15 protein-coding genes and 1 pseudogene are annotated in these 19,088 nt (G+C 60.9%); 9 read left to right on the top strand and 7 right to left on the bottom strand.

Annotated features, from left to right (window positions below):
- Positions 1-34 precede the first annotated feature (34 nt).
- From CQ041_RS16860 to CQ041_RS16850, 3 genes are all read right to left on the bottom strand, one after another.
- Positions 35-2,467 (bottom strand): TonB-dependent siderophore receptor, encoded by a 2,433-nt coding sequence (locus CQ041_RS16860; protein WP_105523527.1) that lies wholly within the window; start codon positions 2,465-2,467, stop codon positions 35-37.
- 185 nt (positions 2,468-2,652) lie between these two features.
- Entirely contained in the window at positions 2,653-3,177 is a 525-nt protein-coding gene (locus CQ041_RS16855) for a GNAT family N-acetyltransferase (protein WP_105523526.1), read from the bottom strand.
- 150 nt (positions 3,178-3,327) lie between these two features.
- A complete protein-coding gene (locus CQ041_RS16850; RefSeq protein WP_105523524.1) occupies positions 3,328-5,736 on the bottom strand; it encodes a TonB-dependent receptor in 2,409 nt (802 codons plus the stop codon).
- 313 nt (positions 5,737-6,049) lie between these two features.
- Between CQ041_RS16850 and CQ041_RS16845 the strand changes: the two genes are divergently transcribed.
- Together CQ041_RS16845 and CQ041_RS16840 are read left to right on the top strand one after the other, a co-directional pair.
- The gene (locus CQ041_RS16845) at positions 6,050-6,325 is read left to right on the top strand and encodes a DUF1652 domain-containing protein (protein ID WP_105523523.1); all 276 of its coding nucleotides are present in this window, start codon (positions 6,050-6,052) and stop codon (positions 6,323-6,325) included.
- Positions 6,318-6,545, top strand: a complete 228-nt coding sequence (locus CQ041_RS16840) for a hypothetical protein (RefSeq protein WP_105523522.1) — start codon at positions 6,318-6,320, stop codon at positions 6,543-6,545. Before CQ041_RS16845 ends, CQ041_RS16840 begins: the two co-directional genes overlap by 8 nt.
- A 13-nt stretch (positions 6,546-6,558) precedes the next feature.
- On the opposite strand, the gene CQ041_RS16835 is transcribed toward CQ041_RS16840, so the two are convergent.
- Positions 6,559-7,902, bottom strand: coding sequence for an MFS transporter (locus CQ041_RS16835; RefSeq protein ID WP_371923020.1), 1,344 nt, complete (start codon positions 7,900-7,902; stop codon positions 6,559-6,561).
- Positions 7,903-8,111: 209 nt separating this feature from the next.
- Between CQ041_RS16835 and yddG the strand changes: the two genes are divergently transcribed.
- Positions 8,112-9,014: an aromatic amino acid DMT transporter YddG gene (gene yddG, locus CQ041_RS16830; protein WP_105523519.1), complete on the top strand. Its 903-nt coding sequence runs from the start codon at positions 8,112-8,114 to the stop codon at positions 9,012-9,014.
- A 110-nt stretch (positions 9,015-9,124) separates the two neighbouring features.
- A complete protein-coding gene (locus CQ041_RS16825; protein WP_105523518.1) occupies positions 9,125-9,997 on the top strand; it encodes a serine hydrolase in 873 nt (290 codons plus the stop codon).
- 159 nt (positions 9,998-10,156) lie between these two features.
- On the opposite strand, the gene CQ041_RS16820 is transcribed toward CQ041_RS16825, so the two are convergent.
- The 3 genes from CQ041_RS16820 to CQ041_RS16810 all read right to left on the bottom strand — a co-directional run bounded on the left by CQ041_RS16820 (position 10,157) and on the right by CQ041_RS16810 (position 13,572).
- Entirely contained in the window at positions 10,157-11,431 is a 1,275-nt protein-coding gene (locus CQ041_RS16820) for an MFS transporter (protein ID WP_105523517.1), read from the bottom strand.
- A 58-nt stretch (positions 11,432-11,489) separates the two neighbouring features.
- Entirely contained in the window at positions 11,490-12,644 is a 1,155-nt protein-coding gene (locus CQ041_RS16815; protein WP_105523516.1) for an acyl-CoA dehydrogenase family protein, read from the bottom strand.
- A 61-nt stretch (positions 12,645-12,705) separates the two neighbouring features.
- On the bottom strand, positions 12,706-13,572 hold the full coding sequence (locus CQ041_RS16810) for an IclR family transcriptional regulator (RefSeq protein ID WP_060765940.1): 867 nt from the start codon (positions 13,570-13,572) through the stop codon (positions 12,706-12,708).
- Between the two features lie 237 nt (positions 13,573-13,809).
- On the opposite strand from CQ041_RS16810, the gene CQ041_RS16805 reads away from it, so the two are divergent.
- The 5 genes and pseudogenes from CQ041_RS16805 to CQ041_RS16785 all read left to right on the top strand — a co-directional run.
- Positions 13,810-14,595, top strand: coding sequence for an enoyl-CoA hydratase (locus CQ041_RS16805; RefSeq protein WP_105523515.1), 786 nt, complete (start codon positions 13,810-13,812; stop codon positions 14,593-14,595).
- Positions 14,596-14,598: 3 nt separating this feature from the next.
- Positions 14,599-16,128, top strand: a complete 1,530-nt coding sequence (locus CQ041_RS16800) for a 3-hydroxyacyl-CoA dehydrogenase (RefSeq protein ID WP_105523514.1) — start codon at positions 14,599-14,601, stop codon at positions 16,126-16,128.
- Positions 16,129-16,152: 24 nt separating this feature from the next.
- The gene (locus CQ041_RS16795; protein ID WP_105523513.1) at positions 16,153-17,355 is read left to right on the top strand and encodes a 3-oxoadipyl-CoA thiolase; all 1,203 of its coding nucleotides are present in this window, start codon (positions 16,153-16,155) and stop codon (positions 17,353-17,355) included.
- A gap of 24 nt (positions 17,356-17,379) precedes the next feature.
- Positions 17,380-18,618 carry a CaiB/BaiF CoA-transferase family protein gene (locus CQ041_RS16790; RefSeq protein ID WP_105523512.1) on the top strand — a complete coding sequence of 413 codons (1,239 nt, stop codon included), beginning with the start codon at positions 17,380-17,382 and terminating at the stop codon, positions 18,616-18,618.
- 59 nt (positions 18,619-18,677) lie between these two features.
- Positions 18,678-19,088: pseudogene (locus tag CQ041_RS16785) on the top strand (electron transfer flavoprotein subunit beta/FixA family protein); the annotation flags it as partial.

Here is a 19,088-nt window from a genome sequence, read left to right as displayed (position 1 = left end):
TCGTATGGCGGTTCGGGTGCATGCACGGTGTGGATCAGAAGTCGTAGGCGAGCTTGGTGTACCAGTAGCCGCCACCCGGGTAGAACGGTGGATTGCCGTAGGCGGCCAGGCCCAGGTTGCTGTACACCGCGTGTTTGTCGGGGCGTACATCGAAGATGTTGGTGCCGCCGACGCTGACGGTCAGGCTGTCGACGAAGGTGTAGCTGATGTCCAGGTCGGTGATCCATTTGGCGCCGAAGCTGCGGTCGCCGCTGGGGTTGACCGCCAGGGTCTTGACCGCGCCGTAGCGTGCGGTCTGCAGGTTCACCGCCAGGTCGGAGACCTTCCAGTTGGCGCCCAGGATCCATTTGGTTTTCGGCGAAGCATCGGTGAGGTCGCCCTGGCGATCGCGGCCCACCAGGGTCACGCCGGAGTTGGCCAGCGCGCCGGGGGTGTCGCGGGTACCTTCGATGGTGGTCTTGTTCCAGTTGAAACCGAGGCTCCAGCGCACGTCGCCGAATGCATCCAGCGAGGTGGTGTGGTCAGCGACCACGTCCAGGCCCTTGGTGCGGGTGTCGAAGGCGTTGGTGTAGTAGTTGACCCAGGTGCCGGAGGGCACGCCCTGGGCGGTGAGGATCGAATTGATCGCGCCGTTGCCGCGGTCATAGATGTTGCTGGTCAGGGCGATGCGGTCGTCGATGTCGATCAGGTAGGCATCAGCGGTGACGCTGGTGCGCGGCGCCGGTTGCCAGGTGAGGCCCAGCCCCAGGTTGCGGGATTTTTCCGGCTTGAGGTCATCGCCGCCCAGGGCCTTGGCCAGGTTGCTGCCCGATGGCGTCAGGCGGGTCACGGCCGGTACCACGTTGCCGTTGGCGTCCAGGGCCACGCGATTGTCGGCGACGGTGTAGCCGATCTGCGTCAGCGACGGGGCACGGAAACCCGTGCCGACGGTGCCGCGCACGGCCACGGTGTCGGTGAGTTCGTAGCGTGAATTGAGCTTGAGCCCGAAGGTGTTGCCCGAGTCATCGTCGAAATGCTCGATGCGCCCGGCGAGGTCGAGGAACCAGCGGTCGGTGAGGTCGAAGCCCAGGTCCAGGTAGCCGGCGTAGTTGTTGCGGATCAGGCTCACTTCGTCTTCAGGGCGAATGGTCACCGCTGCCTGCGCACCGGAGGCGGCCGGGTAGGTGCCGGTCACGTAGCCCTCGGGATCACCGGCAAAGGTGCTGAAGTGCTCCCAGCGGTGTTCGATGCCGGCCGACACCTGCACCGGTGACGTCAGGTTGAACAGGCTGTCGTAGCGGCGGGTGAAATCGAGGTTGTTGACCCACTGTTCGAAGCGAAAGGTCGCCAGGTTGTCGAATCGGGTCGGCGATGCGGTGCCCAGGGACGGGTTGATGTTCAGGTCGCTGGAGTGGTGCACGTTGTTGCGTCCGTAAGTGGTGCTGAGGTCCCAGTTCCACTCGGCCCACTCGCCCTTGCCCCCGAACAGCAACTGATAGTCGCGGTCCTTGATGTTATTGAGCGGGAAGTAGCCATCGGGGAACACCTCGGGTACCGCGCCGGTGCCGGTGGGCAGCCGGAAATAGTTGGCCGCTTCGGCGTCGCGTTCGCCGTAGGTGGAGAACGAGTACAGCGTCAGGTCTTCCAGCGGCAGTTCGGCGTTGTAGGCCAGGTTGAAGGCCTTGAGGTCCGGGTCGCCGTTCTTGATCGCCACGCGGTCCCAGGCCGCTTCCTTGGCGGGGTCGTTGAAGGCGCGCACGCTGCTGTCGGCCTTGTCGTTCCAGGAGGCCGAGCCACGTTTGCGCGCGTCGGCCGAGAAGTGGAAGAAGCCGCCTTCGCCCAGTTCGAAACCCTGGTCGCCCGCGACCTTGATGGTCTCGCCCTGGCCGGAGAACAGCTGGCCGTAGCTGGTTTCCAGGTGGCCGCCGCTCTGGGTGTTCTTGAGGATGATGTTGATCACACCCGCCACCGCGTCCGAACCGTACTGGGCAGCGGCGCTGTCCTTGAGCACTTCGATATGGTCGACGGCGCTCACCGGGATCAGGTCGATGTCCACCGCGTTCGCGCCGCTGTTGTCGATGGAGCCGCGCTGGCCGGTCGCGCCGTTGTGGCGGCGCTTGCCGTTGACCAGCACCAGCGTGTACGCCGGGCCGAGGCTGCGGTTGCTCAGCGGACGTGTCACCGAGTTGTAGCCAGCGATATTGGTGCCGAAGTTGAACGACGGCAGTAATTTGGCAATCGCCTCGGACAACTCCGCGCGGCCGGTCTTGAGCAATTGGTCGCTGTTGATCACGTCAATCGGCGCCGGGCTGTCGGCCACCGTGCGCTGCTGGCCACGCAGGCCGGTGGAAATCACCGTGACGGTGTCGAGCTTGGCGTCTTCCTGGGCGGTGTCGGCGAACGCGGGCACAGCGGCCAACAGCACGGAACTGGTGAGCAGGGACAGGTGCAAGGTTTTGCGGGGCGAAGAGGAGGGGACGGACGTCATTACAGGTTCCTGGCGGTAGTGGGGGCATCCTCCACCAGGTATGGGGTCGGTCTGTGATGTGAAGATATTCCTATAAAAAACCTGAGTGAAAGTCTTTTTTGGAATAAGCTAATTATTATAAATTGTTATCTTGTGGTTCTATAAGATCATCTATTTTTATTATGTCGTCGGCGCGGGCAGCACGTTCACCGGGCGTCTGTCAGCAGCAATGCATATCGCACCTCTGTCAGCGTGACGCCGCCCCTTTGGAGGTTACGCCCACTCCCTGGCTCTTCACTGCAGCCTGCCCGGCGATAAAAACGAATGGCTCTTTCGTTGCCGGCCAGCACCCACAGCGTTGCACGTCGATGGCCTTGCTCCCGCAAATGCTCCAGGCCTGCTTTCCACAAGGCCAGCCCGACACCCGTTTGCCAAGCGCCGGGTGACACGTAGAGGGCCGAGACCTCACCGATGTGCGTGCCAACGGCATCGTCGTCACGGCTTGCGCCGACGGCTATCCAGCCGACGACCTGGTTGTTCGACTGCGCGACGAATACGACCGACTCGCCTGATTCAATCGAGCTGGCCCAACGTGATTCGCGTCGCGCCAACGTGGCGGTCAGTGCGTTCAGGTAATCGGCGGGCATCAGGTCGGCATACGCGGCTTGCCAGCTGCTGATATGCACTTGGGCAATCGCATGGGCGTCGCGGGTCAGAGCTTTGCGAATCATCGGAAGTGAGCCTGTTTCAGACAGTCAACACTCAGGATGGCTGATCGAGTTTGCAGGCCGATGACGGTCTGGGCGGGGGCGGGAAAAGCCAACGCGCCGGCCACCCCACATGGGGTAGCGCGGCGCGTCAGGCGTGGGGCGGGGTGGCTGTCAGAAACCGTAGACCAAGGTGGCCGTCGCGCTGCGCGGCGTACCGTACCAACCGCGTGAACCGATGGCGGTGTAGTAGTTCTGGTCAAACACGTTGTTGAGGTTCAACGAGACGCTGGTCTGCGGTGTAATCGCGTATTGCGCCATCAGGTCAACCACGCTGTAGGCGCCCTGGTTGAACGTCTCCTTGTTGGGACCCGCGTTCTTGTAGTACTCCGCCCCCTGCCAGCGTATGCCACCGCCCACTTTCAGTGGCGGCAGCGACGACAGGCGATAGCTGGTGAACAGTTTGAGGGTGTCGCGTGGCACCTCGGTACGCAGGCGCTTGCCTTCCGAGTCCTCGACCACCGCGTAGGTGTAGCTGGCCGATACTTGCCAGTCGGGCAGGATTTCCCCGGCCATTTCCGCCTCGAAACCTCGGGTTTTCGTGCCGGACTCGGCGCGATAGGCCTGGTTGCCGTCCGGCGCCAACTGGCTGCCGTCGGCCACGGCGAGGTTGTCCTGACGCACTTCGAACACGCTGAATGCCGAGGTCAGGCGTTTGTCCCAGAATTCGCTCTTGAGGCCCAACTCGTAGTTCACCCCTTCTTCGGGGTCTAGGTAGCTGCCGCTGACCGTCTTGTTGCTTTGCGGTTTGAAAATGGTGGTGTAGCTGGCGTAGGCCGACCAGTTTTCATTGAGGTCGTACACCAGGCCGAAGTAAGGCGTCACGACCCCGCTTTCGCCCCGCGAGGTGCGGGTGATGTTGCCGGTTTCCAGGTTGGTGGACGCCTCGTCGCGTTTCCAGTCGATCACCCGTGCCCCGGTAATCAGCGACAGATCATCGGTGAGGCTCCAGCGCACCGACCCCACCAGGCCGGTCTGGTTTTCATCCAGGGCATCTTTCGAGGATTTGGTGTGGATCGCATCCGGGGTCGCCAGCGAGCCGTCCCAGGTGTAGATGTTGTCGATGGTCTGGAACGCCCAGAGTGGGAAACCGTCGTTACGGTAGTAGGACCTGTAGTAACTCGCGCCGAGGTAAGCCTGGTGTTCACGGGTCAGCAGCTCGAAGGGGCCGGAGGCGGACAGGTCGAACGATGTCTGGCGTGGCTCGCCTGCCCAACGGCCGGTCCAGGTGCCGATGCCGCTGCCATCCGGGTTGACGGTGCCATTGGCCGCCGTGGCAAAGGCATCGTCATAGCTGCGGCGACTGTGCTCGGCATTCAGCTTCAACTGCCAGCCATTGTCCAACTGATGGTCCACGGTGGTGAACACGGTCTTGGTGCGGCGCTTGTGGTAGCTCCAGTCCGAGGCCGAGTTGAACGAGCGTGAAGGGCTGAAGTGACTGCCATCGGATTTGTACATCGGGAAGCCATGGTTGCCGGCGCCTTCGCTGTCCATTTCCGAATATTCGGCGCCCACGGTCAGCATCGTGTTATCCGTGACGTCCCACTCCAGCACCCCGTAGGCGGCCTGCTTGTCCAGCGACTGACGATCAATGTGGCTCTGGCTGTCAGTGTTCGAGGCGACGAAGCGTCCGCGTACATTGCCGCTCTCCGAGAGCTTGCCGGACACATCCAGCTCGGTGCGGTAGTTGTCCCACGAGCCGGCCTTGAGTGTCAGGGTGCGCTGGGTCTCCAGGGTCGGTTTCTTGCGGATCAGGTTGACGGTCGCGCCGGGGTCGCCGGTCCCGGACATCAGCCCCGTGGCACCGCGAACCACCTCGACACGGTCATAGGTGACCATGTCGGCCAGGTCATCACGGGCGCCAAAGGTGTTTGGCCGGTTGACGCCGTCGACCTGGATGCTGCCGACTTCAAACCCGCGCACATAGATATGATTGGCGTCGCTGCCGGCGGGGCCCATGCTGTCGACCACGACGCCGGGCGTTTGCTCAAGCACTTGCGCCACATCCGTGAGGTTCTGGTCTTCGATCTGTTGGCGGGTGACAACCGAGATCGACTGCGGCGTCTCGCGCGCTGACAGGCGCAGCCCCGTGGCGGTGTTGGCCGAGCCGGTGGCGTAACTGCCGGTACCTTCGGTGGTGGCACCCAGTTGTGCCGTTGAGATGGTCGTGGCGCCCAGCTCCATTGCGCCGCCCTGGCTGGGCATGACCAACACGTAGCGCTTGTCACCCGCTTGCTGGACCTGCAGGCCACTGCCCTGCAACAGGCGGGTAAGGCCCTGATCCAACGCGTAGTTGCCCTGTAGCCCCTCACTGCGCAACCCAGCGGTTTCCTGAGTGCTGAAGCTGACGGTCACACCGCTGGCGGCGGCGAACTGATCGATGGCGTTCGCCAGGGAGCCGGCTGGAATGCTGTAGCCAACGGGCGCGGCCCAGGTAGCGGTACTGACCAGCGAGCTGAAAAGACTGACGGCGATGACGGTTTTGCGCATGCGCAGGGGGGAGGGAGGATGACAAGCAGACATCGGTGATTCCTTTGCAAATAGATACCGGGCATTCTCAATACGAAACCAGTGCAGGTGAGAATCCTTCTCGTGAAGCGGCGCGATGTTCTATTTTCTGTCTGCAGGTTGTCAACCGTTTGTTGATTTGTCAGCGCAAGGTCTTCGCGAAGTCCTACATGCCGAAACGATCTAACGGCACGCGGTGTGAGGCGTACAGTTGGAAGGCTGTCATCCCGCCAAGCTGTCTTGGGGTAATGGCCTTGGGCTTGGCTCTCCAGGCTCATGTTCGCTTCAGGTAGGGGCGTATTGGCTGGCTCCTGCTGAAGGAGCTACCGTGCTGTCCACCCTGGAACTTCGACACGTCATTGAATCCGCTCTGCTTCCCCTGAGCTGCAACTGCCAGATTGATCCGTATGGGTCACTCCAGATAAAAATCCTCGACCCTGACTCGGGTGGCGTGGAGCTGCTGATCCTGGGGCCTCCTACGGCCACACTGAATGGGCGTGAGCCTATAGCGAGGTTGATTATCGAAATTCGGGATGAGTTCGACATGGTGCAGCGCATGCGACGAAAGTCTGCAAGCCCGCCGATGGCGTATCCCTATGAGTGATGATCAGCGGCGTGCCGCGCTCAAGGCCTGGCGCGAGATTCTGCTGCAGCCTGATGCGGCAGGGGACGCTGAGGACCGGTACGGCCAGTTGTTGAGGTCTGCCGATGACATGGAAAAAGCCCAGCTCATTGGGCCTGATGAGTGGAGAAAGCTGGTCCAGGAAGCCAGCACTGCGTTTGCCGACAGTGCTGATCCCAGGACGCAAGGGTGGCGGGCGTGAAGCGGTGCCCGGCCTAGCGTGCGTCACCCTGCGTTGCAGGCTCGCCGCTGAATGCATCGACCATCGGCGGATGCTCTTCGGCGGCCTGACGCAAGTCTTCGGTCACCCGCAGCTCGGCGCCGGTGGGCGAGAAGGTGGCCGCCGCGGCAAACGGCGCAGGGTTGGCCGGCACAGGACGCTTGCCACGGCGCCACAGGAAGAAGGTGACCATGCACAGGTTGACCATCGCGAACACCCAGAACAAACCATTCGCGCCGAAGCCATTCATGACGGGCGAGATCATCATCGGGCTGATCGCCGACCCCAGCGAGTTGATCAGCAGCAGGCCCTGGATCATCGGCACCAACGCTTCGGCAGGCGCGCGGTCGGCAGCATGACTGACGGCCACCGGGTACAGTGCGAACACGCCACCGCCGAGCATGAACAACATCACCGCCAGCAGGGTCGTCGACAAGGGCACGAGTACGATCACCAACGACAATAGGGTGCAGGCCAGCGTCAACAGGGTCAGCACCTGCAAGCGGTCCTTGTGATCGGACCAGCGTCCGACCGGGTACTGCAGGAGCATTGCGCCGAGAATCGTCCAGGCCATCATGCTGCCGACTTCGCCCACGCTGAGGCCGGCGCGTTGCAGGTACAACGGGAGCAGGGTGTAGATCGCTGCAATGGTGACGCCCGAACCGAAGCAGCCGACCAGCCCGGTCGGCGTCACTCCCAGCAATTGCCGGGGCTTCAACGGCTCAACCTGGTCCAGAATCGGCGACACCCGGGGCAGGATCACGATGGGCAGCACCGATAACGAAGCGAGCATCCCGGCCACCATGAACGGGGCGCTGTCGCTCAAACCGGTGATTTTCCCCAGCGCGGCCTGGCCCAGCACACCGGCGCCGTACAGAACGATCATGTAGAGCGCCAGCAAGCGCCCGCGGATCTTGGCATCGCCGGCCAACAGCAGCCAGCTCTCGATGACCAGAAACACGCCGACCGTGGCCCAGCCATTGATCAGGCGCAGCGCGAACCATCCCCAGGTGTCGTAAAACAGCCCTTGCAACAGGATGGTCACGGCGATCAGGGACGCAAAGCTGCCGTAGGCGCGAATGTGCCCGATGCGCAGAATCAAGCGGTCATTGAACACAGCGCCCAGCGTCAACCCGATGAAGTAGGCCGATGAAACGATACCGATCATCGTGGCTGACGCGCCGGCTGCGTCGAGTCGAAGGGTGGTCAGGGAAGAGAGAAAACCGTTGCCCAGTGCAACAATGAACAGCCCAAGCAAGGGCGCCAGCGCCATGGCCAGCAAACGCGGAGACATAAAAACCTCGGGAAAAAGACGAGCGCGACGTGCGCCTCTGCGCATGCTGATTTCAAGCCGGTGCAAGAGAGCGCGGGATTCTAAGGCTTGTGGTTTTTTTTCCAATAGCTGTCGGCTGCGACGTTAGGACGCAGGCGGGGCATGCCCCATGGCACAACCGCAGTGGATCGCTTGCACGGCGAAAATGTCCTTTATGGCCCCGGACTTTCTCGTTAGCCTCAGCGGTCAGGTTGAGATGGGTGCCAGGGGGCAGGATGCAGGTCAGGGGTGAGCGGGCAGCGACGGTGTGCGGTTTGGTGGCGATTGTTTTATGGAGCACCGCGGCCGGATTGATCAGGGGCGTCAGCGAACAGTTTGGCGTGCTGGGCGGCGCCGCGATGATTTACTCCCTGGGTGCGATCCTGCTGATCGTGTTTTTGGGGCGGCCGCGGATTCGTTCGACCTCGCGGCTGTACCTGGTGCTCGGCAGCGGCCTGTTCGTCGCTTACGAGGTGTGCCTGTCCCTGGCGCTCGGCTTTGCCAGTGATCGTCAACAAGCCATTGAACTGGGCGTGGTGAATTACCTGTGGCCCTGCCTCACGGTGGTGCTGGCGATATTCATGAATGCCCAGAAAACCCGCTGGCTTATCATTCCAGGCTCGGCACTGGCGCTGTTCGGCATCCTGTGGGTGGTCAGCGGGGATGGGTTGTCGCTTCCAGGGATCGTGCGGAACGTGCAGTCCAATCCGCTCAGTTACAGCCTCGCGCTGGCCTGTGCAGTGACCTTTTCGCTGTATTGCAACGTCACGCGCCGCTATGCGGGAGGACAGAATCTGGTCGTGCTGTTTTTTGTGCTGACCGCGGCTGTGCTGTGGGTGAAGTGGTGCCTGAGCAGCGAACAACTCCCGGCGTTTACGTGGGCAAGCGCGTTGGAGCTTCTGGCCGCCGGAGTCGCCATGGCGGGTGGCTACGCGTTGTGGAACATCGGCATCCTGCGCGGAAGCCTGACGCTGCTGGCCACCGCGTCCTATTCGGCCCCGGTATTGTCTTCGGCATTTGCTGCCGTGTGGCTGGGCGTCAGCTTGCAGGCGCAGTTCTGGCAAGGCGCCGTGCTCGTAACCGTCGGCTCGCTGCTGTGTTGGCACGCAACCCGATTCAAGGCGGAATCGACGAAATAACCGGCTGGGGGCGGGTGTCAGCGGTTGACACCAAGGTTGGGGTTTGCGGGGGAGTGATGTCCTTGGCGCGGGCTCGTCAAAAGACGTATTACAGTCAGCTAAGGAAGCCAATGCTCTGTTCACTCATCTCGAAGGGTCAGCCACAAACGCCTGACCGGCTGGAACTGACGGTACCCTGGTGGAGTTTCACGAAAACAGTCCTGGCCGCCACAGCCCTGACGCTGGTACGCGACGGGCTCATCGGACTGGACGAGCCCCTTGCGGACCAGCCCTTCACGTTACGCCAGCTCCTGCGGCACGACGCAGGTCTGGCTGACTACGCCGAACTGGCGGATTATCACGCCGCCGTTGCCAACCATGAGTCAGCCTGGCCGGCAGACGCAATGATGCAACGCCTGGACGTGGCCCGACTCCGCTACAGCCCCGGCACCGGTTGGCGCTACTCGAATGTCGGCTACCTGCTCATTGGCCGCCTTATCGAGCAACTGACCGACCTGACGCTTGACGCTGCTGTGCATCAACGTGCGCTCAGCCCACTGGGCCTCTCCAACGTTCGTTTCGCCCACACACGAGCAGACCTGGGAAGCACCTCAGATTATGACCCTGCCTGGGTGTATCACGGCCTGTTGATCGGCCCGGTGTCGCAGGCCGCACTGTGCCTGGATCGGCTTCTCGGCGGCGACCTGCTCTCCCAGAACCTGATCCGGCAAATGCAGACAGCCCGCACCGTAGGCGGCCCCATCCCCGGCCGCCCATGGATCACCCCGGGCTATGGCCTGGGTGTGATGCAGGGGGGCATCGAGGGCGGATATTCCATGAGCGGTCACACCGGCTGCGGGCCGGGGAGTGTTATTGCGGTCTATCGGATGGGCGAGGGAGATGCGTCGGCGTGTTGCGCTGTTTTTGAGGCGGGAGGGGGTGAGGGTGATGTTGAGGCGAGGGTTGTTGGGCAGTTGGTGCGGGCTATACGGGAACTGAGCTGACCATCAGGCTGGCGCGCTTCACCTTCAAGCGGCCAATGTAGTGTAACGAACTTGAAGCCCGCATTTTTCAGCGGGCTTTTTATTTTAAATCACTGTCCTGACACGCAGTGACCTATTCAGCAGATCCGAAAGATGCTCCCGGTCATGTACGAAATTCGTCTACTGCTTTTGCGGATCGAATTGTTTGTCTCGGATAAACAAAGCCGGAATCACGCCGCAAATAAAGTACGCAGCACCCATCACCAGAAAACCTACGCCAATGGAGCCGTGGGACGCCAGGAAGCCAATGGCGGCTGGGGCGATCGCCGCACCCACTCGGCCTATGTTGTAAGCGCCACCGACCGCCGACCCTCGTAGTTTCGCCTCGAAGCTTTCGGTCATGTACGTCGCATTCACCCCATACGGAATACCATACAAAAACCCGAACACCACCAGCATCCAGAGGATGTTTTCCTGGCTTTGGAACAGCACGATCACTGGCAGAAAAACAGCGGTACCCAATGCGCCGAAGGCAAACACGCTTCGACGGCCGATACGGTCGGCGGCCATGCCTGCGAGTATTTTGCCGAGGATCATGGCGGTGTAGGTGCCTACCATGTAGCCGGTCATGGACTTGAGGTTCATGCCCAGTTCACTTTCCAGGTAGGTTGGCATCCAGTTGTTCACGCCGTAATAGCCGAACTGGAGAAAGCCGGCCGTTAGTGCCCAACACAAAAACATCCGGCGTGCCTGCGGATCACTGAAAATCTGCTTGTACATGCTCTCGCGCTTGACGACTGCCCCATGGCGGATGCCTGCGAGTTTTTCTTTGGCGCGCTCGGCTTGTGCATTGATCCACGCCTGCGGTTCCGGTACGAACCGTTGCATGACCAGAGCAAGTATCACCGGAATAATCGCAATGTAGAAAAGCCAGCGCCAGCCGTGAATCGGCAGGATCCAGCCGGCCAGCAGGGTCGCGACGATGTAGCCCACGGACCAGCCGGCCTGCAGGGTGCCAAGGACCGTGGTGCGATAACGGGTTGGGACGTACTCGGACATTAAGGTGTTGCACGCTACATACAGCGCGCCGATGCCCAATGAAGCGAGAAACCGGACGGTCGCAAACTGCCAATAGCTGTGCGTCAAGCCCAGGGCAGCAGTGCCGATGGAGAACAGCAAAATACTCCAGACCACGGTTTTGACTCGGCCGAACCTGTCACATGCCCAGCCGCCGTAGATGCCGCCGATCGCCATGCCTGCCAGGGTGAAACTACCCAGGCTGCCAGCTTCGACATTGGTGAGGCCAAACTCGGCCTTCAGGCTATTGAGGCTGTATGACAGCAGCATCAAGTCGGCGCCGTCGATCAACAAACCCAGAAAACAAAAAATGAACACCAGTACCCATGTACTGGATTTGGCGTGCGCAGTCGCGCTTGCCTGAACAGTCGCGTCCATAGAAGGCCTTACCTTTATTGTATTTATTAGGGTGGAGTAGAACAGGGAAGGGCGTGCCTTAGCCTTGAGCGGCGCGAATCATGTTCCGCGCAATCACGATCTGTTGAATCTGGGTAGTGCCCTCATAGATGCGAAATAGGCGTACATCGCGGTAGAAACGCTCAATCGCGTATTCACTGACGTAGCCGGCGCCGCCATGGATCTGCACGCAGCGATCGGCAACGCGCCCGCACATTTCCGTTGAGAACATCTTGGCGCAGGAGGCTTCGGTGCTCACGTTATGGCCATCGTCACGCTTGCGGGCAGCATCGAGGACCATGCAGCGGCTGGCGTAAATTTCTGCCTTGCTGTCGGCCAGCATCGCTTGGATCAGTTGGAACTCGGCGATAGGTTTGCCGAATTGTTTGCGTTCGAGCGCATAACGCAAAGCATCGTCGAGCATCCGTTCAGCCGCGCCCACGCTCAAGGCCGCAATGTGCAGGCGGCCTTTATCGAGGACTTTCATGGCGGTCTTGAACCCCACGCCTTCGACGCCGCCAATCAGTTGGCTGGCGGGTACACGAGCGTTTTCGAAGATAACGTCACAGGTGTGCGCGCCTTTATGACCCATCTTGTGGTCGGGTTTGCCCAAGGACACACCGGGTGTGCCGCGTTCGACGATAAACGCGCTGATACCACCAGCGCCCTTGATCTCAGTGCTCGTACGCGCCATCACGGTATAGATGCCGGCGTGGGGCGCGTTGGTGATGAATCGCTTGGTGCCATTGAGGATGTAACTGTCGCCATCCCGTACGGCAGTGGTCTTGAGCGAGGCGGCATCAGAGCCGGCATCGGGCTCTGTCAGGCAGAAGGAGCTGAGCAGCTCGCCGCTGGCAAGCTTGGGCAGGTAGTGCTGTTTCTGCTCCGCGGTGCCATCCAGGAGAATACCGATGGAGCCAATCCCGTTGTTGGTGCCGATATACGAGCGAAAGGCCGGGGAGGTGCGCCCCAGCTCAAAGGCGATATTCACCTCTTCCTCCATCGTCACGCCCAGCCCGCCAAACTCTTCCGGCAGCGTCAGGCCAAACAGCCCCATGGCTCGCATATGCTCGACGATGTCCTGGGGGATCGCGTCGGTGTCAGCCACCTCATTTTCGCGAGGAATCAGCACTTCACCGACAAATTGGCGAAGTGAGTCCAACAGAATCTGCAGGGTTTCGGTATCACGGATCATGTGCGCTCCTAACGCTCGCAGGCGAGCGGTTGTTTTATCAGGGCGCCGTTACTCCGTTGCGTCAGCGAGCAGCGGCACCAATGTTGTTAACCATGTTGATCAGGCGCGGCCCGATATCGTCCATCAGTCGTTCGCGCGGCAGTTGAAAGCTCGGTCCGCCGCAGTTGAAGGTCAGCAACCCGTACTGCGGGTGCAGCAGCGGTACCGCCACCGAGTTCACGTCGCGATGCCACTCGCCGATCGACAAGCAAAAGCCATAGTCGGCGTAATCCCTGAATGCTCGGTCCAGCCCCTTGCGAATGGTTGGCCACTGCTCCGATTCACGCTGGCGGATGTGATCAAGCAAAAACTCCCGCTCGGTTTCAGGCATTGCCGCCAGGCACGCGCGGCCAACCGAACTCTGTGCCAGTGGCAAGTAACTGCCGGTCTGACGGCGCATGGTCATGTTGCCCTGACCCTGAACCACGTCCAGGTACACCATCTGCAGGCGATCGCGGGATGCCATCGCGACAGCTGCCTGCGCATGGTTGGCCAACTCTTCCATCAACGGATGGGCTACCGTGCGAATCGCCAGGTTCGACAGCATCGCGTAGCCAAAACCCAACACCCCAACATCCAGCTGATACTTGCCGGAATGCACTTCTCGTTTCAGGCAGCCTAAACGCATCAACGTATTGGTCAGGCGAGTCACAGTCGGCTTGGGCAGGCCCGTCATGCGTGCCAGTTCCTGATTACCCAGCACGTTGTCGCGCGGAGTAAAACAGCGCATCAACTCCAACCCGCGAGCCAGCGCCGTTACGAACTGGCCGCTGTTTTCGTCGTCGCTCAACGCGCTGGCGGGGTCGAGCATGCCCATCTTCAGTAACCCGATTTCATCCGCTCCCGTTGTCGTGCTGGCGACCTGTTGATCTGCCTTGATGCGAGCCATGGTAGAACCTCACTTTAAAAAAATGCAAGAAAATAAAACGTGGTTTCGTCAGGCGAAATTATATTCGCTGGCGTGTTAAAAACCAACTCACTTATCTATTGCTCATAATTGCCATTGATATAAGGGCTTTAAGCATGTTTTTTCTTTTTTGGTTTACAGGTCTTTATGAGGTTACCTATGATTGATAGTAAATATGGAATCCAGTTTCGCCTAGCGAAACAATAATAAGAGGTCGATATGAACTCCCATCAAGAGCCCGTCGTGCACCTTCACGTACAAGACGATGCCGTCGCAGTCGTGCGCATTGAGAGGCCCGAAGTCAAGAACGCCCTTAACGGCGCCGTACGCACGCAGCTCGCCGACATCTTCCGCGCCTTGGCCGGAAATGACAGCGTGCGTTCAATCGTCCTCACTGGCGGTGAGCAGTGCTTCGTCGCTGGGGCTGACATTCGCGAGTTTGCTCAGGCCAGCCCTGTCGAGATGTATCTTCGCCACACGGAACTGCTGTGGGAGGCTATCGCTCGCTGTCCCAAACCGATCATCGCCGCAGTCAATGGGTTCGCCTTGGGCGGCGGCTGCGAATTGGCTATGCACTGCGACATCATTGTTGCCGGCCAATCGGCGCGCTTCGGCCAGCCCGAGGTCAAACTTGGCCTGATGCCCGGAGCCGGTGGCACTCAACGGCTTATCCGCGCAGTCGGCAAATTCCAAGCGATGCGAATAGCCCTGACGGGATGCCTGGTGCCCGCGCCCGAGGCACTCGCCATGGGCATGGTCAGCGAAGTGGTCAGTGACGAGCTCACACTGCCCCGAGCCCTCGAACTGGCAGCGCAAATAGCCGCGTTGCCGCCGCTGGCCGTCGCGCAGATCAAAGAAGTCATGCTGCTCGGTGCCGACCTGCCTCTGGAAAGCGCACTGGCGTTGGAGCGCAAAGCGTTTCAATTGCTGTTTGATTCCAGGGATCAAAAGGAAGGCGCCAACGCGTTCCTTGAGAAACGCAAAGCAACCTTCACAGGAGAATGAGCCGTGGCACATGAAATCAACCGTATGGCTGTTGTTGGTGCGGGTGTGATGGGTACGGGTATTGCCCAGATTGCGGCCCAGGCCGGTGTAGAGGTCCTGCTGTTCGACAACCGTGAAGGCGCCGCGCAGACCGCTCGCGAAAACCTGCACCAGACCTTCGACAAGTTGGTCGCCAAAGGCAAAATACCGGCCAGTGATGCCCAGGCAACCCTTGAGCGCGTGCGTGTTGCCAGCGCATTGACTGATCTCAGCGACGTTGACCTGGTGGTCGAAGCCATCATCGAACGCCTCGATGCCAAGCAAGCCTTGCTTGCCCAGCTTGAGGCCGTCGTTCGTGACGACTGTATTCTTGCCACCAATACGTCCTCACTGTCGGTTACCAGTATCGCTCGCGAGTGCAGCAAGCCTGAACGTGTGGCGGGGTTTCACTTTTTCAATCCGGTGCCGCTGATGAAAGTGGTGGAGGTCATTGATGGCCTGGCCAGTGACCCTCGCGTCGGTGACAGCCTGCAGGCATTGGCCAAGCGGATGGGGCACCGCGGGATCCGCGCAAAAGACACCCCTGGCTTTATCATCAATCACGCAGGGCGCGCTTACAGCACCGAGCCCTTGCAGATCCTCAAGGAAGGCGTCGCCGAGCCCGCCGAGATTGATCGCATTCTGCGTGAAGGCCTGGGTTTTCGCATGGGCCCGCTGGAGTTGTTCGACCTGACGGCGCTGGATGTCTCCCACCCGGTGATCGAGTCTATTTATAACCAGTTCTACCAGGAGCCCCGTTATCGTCCTGCCGCGCTGACCCGTCAGATGCTTGAGGCTGGCTATGTGGGACGTAAGGTTGGGCGTGGGTTCTACCGCTATGCCAATGGCCAAATGGTCGACGCGCCGCAACCTCAGTCCGTGCCAGTCGTGGAGGCTATGCCACCGGTGTGGTTGGGGGCTGAAAACGATGCCGATCTTGTCAGCCTCAATACGATGCTGGAGCGACTGGGTGCCCAGGTAGAGCAGGGCAGCGCACCTTCCGACGCTGCGCTTTGCTTGTTGGCTCCTTATGGTGTCGACGCTACAAGCGCGGCCCAACGTTTTGGCGTAGACCCGACGCGCACGGTCTGTATTGACCCGCTGTTGGATTGCACGCGCTACCGCACGCTGATGGTTACACCGGCGACCCGCACCGATATGCGCCACGCCGCGCATGCATTGCTGGCTCGCGACGGTGTGGGCGTGAGTGTGATCAATGACAGCGTCGGGTTCGTCGCTCAGCGCGTACTGGCGCTTATCGTCAACCTGGCGGGCGACATCGTCCAGCAGCGCATTGCCAGCGTTGAAGACCTGGACGAGGGCGTGCGCCGTGGGCTGGGTTATCCGCAGGGCCCGCTGGCCTGGGGCGACAGCGTAGGCGCGCAGCGTTTGCTGACCATCCTCGAACGCATGACCGAATTGACCGGAGACCCGCGTTATCGGCCCGGCCCGTGGTTGCGCCGTCGCGCAGCCCTGGGCTTATCGCTGTGCCATCCAGAACCGACATTGACCTGATCTTTCAACGCTTAGGAAACTGCCATGCTCGATGCTTATATTTTTGCGGGGTTACGTACGCCTTTCGGTCGCCATGCGGGCGCACTCGCGCCGGTACGGCCTGACGACCTCGCGGCTCACGTGATTCGGGAACTGCTCGCGCGCAATGCCATCCCTGGCGACGCTATTGAGGACGTGATTCTCGGCAATACCAATCAGGCCGGTGAGGACAGCCGCAATATTGCACGTCACGCGGCGCTGCTTGCCGGGCTGCCCGTGACTGTGCCTGGGCAGACGATCAACCGCCTGTGCGCCAGCGGGCTGGCAGCAGTGATTGACGCCGCACGCGCAGTCAGTTGCCAAGAAGGCGAACTGTTTGTGGCGGGTGGGGTGGAGAGCATGTCGCGCGCGCCCTTCGTCATGGCCAAAGCCGAGGCGGCCTACAGCCGGGATTTTACCGTCTACGACAGCACCATCGGCGCGCGTTTCCCGAATCCGAAAATTGTGGCGGAGTTTGGCAACGACACCATGCCGCAGACCGGCGACAACGTGGCGCAGGAATATGGCATCAACCGTGAACAGGCTGACGTCTTCGCAGCCCGCTCGCAGGCCAATTACGAAGCCGCGCGGGCAAGCGGGTTCTTCGACGACGAAATACTGGCTGTCAGTGTGCCCACTGGCCGTAAAACACCACCCAACCTTGTGGAGCACGACGAACACCCACGCCCGCAATCTGACCTCGCGGCCTTGAGCCGTCTGCGTCCTCTGCACGAGGGGGGTGTAGTCACCGCCGGTAATGCATCCGGTGTTAACGACGGCGCGGCAGCGTTGTTGATCGGCACGCGTGCGGCCGGCGAGCGCCATGGTTTGGTGCCCATGGTGCGTATCCTGTCGAGCGCGGCTGCCGGTGTCGCCCCTCGTATCATGGGCGTGGGCCCGGTGGAGGCAATCAATAAAGCACTGGCCCGCGCTGATCTGACGTTGGCGGACATGGACATCATCGAAATCAACGAAGCATTTGCCAGCCAGGTGCTGGGTTGCCTCAAAGGGCTCGGCGTGGCGTTTGACGATCCTCGCGTCAACCCCAATGGCGGCGCGATTGCGGTGGGTCACCCCTTGGGCGCCTCCGGTGCGCGTCTGGCGCTGAGCGCTGCGCGAGCCTTGCAGCGCAGCGGTAAGCGCTATGCCGTGGTGAGTCTGTGTATCGGGGTCGGCCAAGGGCTGGCGATGGTCATCGAGCGTGTGTAATCGCTCAAGCAAAGGTGAAATAACATGGGTGCTTTGACTGGATACCGCGTACTCGACTTGAGCCGTGTGCTTGCCGGCCCCTGGTGCGGGCAAACACTGGCCGATCTGGGCGCAGAAGTGATCAAGGTCGAACGGCCGGGCGTGGGCGACGATACCCGTGGTTGGGGCCCGCCCTGGATGAAAGGCCAGAGCGATGAGTTGACCTCTGAAGCCTCGTATTACCAATCGACCAATCGCGGCAAGTTATCCGTCGCGCTGAACCTGGCCAGCCCGCAAGGGCAGGAATTGGTGCGAGCGTTGGCGACCGACTGTGATGTGCTGATCGAGAACTACAAGGCGGGATCCCTGGCCAAATACGGGTTGGATTATGCCTCGCTGTCGCAGTTGAACCCTCGGCTGGTGTACTGCTCCGTGACAGGCTTTGGGCAGACTGGCCCGCGCGCGGCCGAACCGGGTTACGACTTCATTGTGCAGGGCATTGGCGGGCTGATGAGTATTACCGGTGAGCGTGATGACTTGCCTGGCGGTGGCCCCCAGAAGGTTGGCGTAGCCTTCTCCGATCTGATGACCGGCCTTTATTCCACGGTTGCCATCCAGGCGGCTTTGCTCAGCCGGGAAAAAACCGGTGTCGGTCAACACATCGATATGGCGCTGCTGGACGTGCAGGTCGCTACCTTGTGCAATCAGAGTCAGAACTATCTGGCTTCGGGCAAACCACCAGGGCGCTACGGCAATGCTCACGCCAATATCGTGCCGTATCAGGTGTTTCGTGCCAGCGACCAGGACTTCATCATCGCCTGCGGCAATGACTCGCAATTTGTCGCACTGTGCGACGCCATCGGCCTTGGGCATCTGCCGGCGGACCCACGCTTTACGCGTAATGCCGACCGTGTGGCCAATCGCGAAGCGATCATTGAGATCTTGTCAGGGCACTTCATCGAGGGGCGTGCGCAGGAGTGGATTGATCGAGTCCATCCGCGTGGCGTGCCTATCGGCGCGATCAACAGTATCGCCCAGGCCCTGGATGAACCTCAGGTCAAGGCGCGCAATATGCTGGTGACAATTCCACATCCCTTAAAAGCGGACTTCGTGACAGTCGGCAGCCCGATCAAGATGTCCGGCACACCGGTGGAGTACCTGCGCCCGGCGCCGATGCTGGGTGAGCACACGGATGAAGTGCTCAAGCGTCAGCTCGGGCTGGATGACGAGCGATTGGCGCAGTTGAAGGCCAGTGGCGTGATCGAGCAACTGGGCGAGCACTGATCTTTTTTCCCGGTATGCCGGTGGCATATCGGGTTCACTAAGTTGCTATGGAGTTATTCATGAAAGTCCTGGTAGCCATCAAGCGGGTGGTCGACTACAACGTGAAAGTTCGCGTCAAGGCGGACAATTCCGGCGTCGATCTTGCTAACGTCAAGATGTCGATGAACCCTTTCTGTGAAATCGCCGTGGAAGAAGCTGTACGCCTGAAAGAGAAAGGCGTGGCGACTGAGATCGTCGTGGTTTCCATCGGCCCGACCACTGCCCAGGAGCAACTGCGTACCGCCCTGGCACTGGGTGCCGACCGCGCCATCCTGGTCGAGTCCGCCGACGACCTGACCTCCCTGGCCGTGGCCAAGCTGCTCAAGGCCGTTGTCGACAAGGAACAGCCTCAGCTGGTGATCCTCGGCAAACAAGCCATCGACAGCGACAACAACCAGACTGGCCAGATGCTGGCTGCACTGACCGGTTAC

The organism is Pseudomonas sp. MYb60, assembly GCF_002979555.1.
Taxonomy (GTDB): Bacteria; Pseudomonadota; Gammaproteobacteria; order Pseudomonadales; family Pseudomonadaceae; genus Aquipseudomonas.
Note: the sequence above shows the minus strand (reverse complement) of the source record. Positions and strands in the feature narration are given on the sequence as shown.

Coding starts and splice junctions, on each gene's coding strand:
- CQ041_RS16860 (WP_105523527.1), bottom strand. CDS start 2,467: ATGACGTCCGTCCCCTCCTCTTCGCCCCGCAAAACCTTGCACCTGTCC.
- CQ041_RS16855 (WP_105523526.1), bottom strand. CDS start 3,177: ATGATTCGCAAAGCTCTGACCCGCGACGCCCATGCGATTGCCCAAGTG.
- CQ041_RS16850 (WP_105523524.1), bottom strand. CDS start 5,736: ATGTCTGCTTGTCATCCTCCCTCCCCCCTGCGCATGCGCAAAACCGTC.
- CQ041_RS16840 (WP_105523522.1), top strand. CDS start 6,318: ATGAGTGATGATCAGCGGCGTGCCGCGCTCAAGGCCTGGCGCGAGATT.
- CQ041_RS16835 (WP_371923020.1), bottom strand. CDS start 7,902: ATGCGCAGAGGCGCACGTCGCGCTCGTCTTTTTCCCGAGGTTTTTATG.
- yddG (WP_105523519.1), top strand. CDS start 8,112: ATGCAGGTCAGGGGTGAGCGGGCAGCGACGGTGTGCGGTTTGGTGGCG.
- CQ041_RS16825 (WP_105523518.1), top strand. CDS start 9,125: ATGCTCTGTTCACTCATCTCGAAGGGTCAGCCACAAACGCCTGACCGG.
- CQ041_RS16820 (WP_105523517.1), bottom strand. CDS start 11,431: ATGGACGCGACTGTTCAGGCAAGCGCGACTGCGCACGCCAAATCCAGT.
- CQ041_RS16815 (WP_105523516.1), bottom strand. CDS start 12,644: ATGATCCGTGATACCGAAACCCTGCAGATTCTGTTGGACTCACTTCGC.
- CQ041_RS16810 (WP_060765940.1), bottom strand. CDS start 13,572: ATGGCTCGCATCAAGGCAGATCAACAGGTCGCCAGCACGACAACGGGA.
- CQ041_RS16805 (WP_105523515.1), top strand. CDS start 13,810: ATGAACTCCCATCAAGAGCCCGTCGTGCACCTTCACGTACAAGACGAT.
- CQ041_RS16795 (WP_105523513.1), top strand. CDS start 16,153: ATGCTCGATGCTTATATTTTTGCGGGGTTACGTACGCCTTTCGGTCGC.
- CQ041_RS16790 (WP_105523512.1), top strand. CDS start 17,380: ATGGGTGCTTTGACTGGATACCGCGTACTCGACTTGAGCCGTGTGCTT.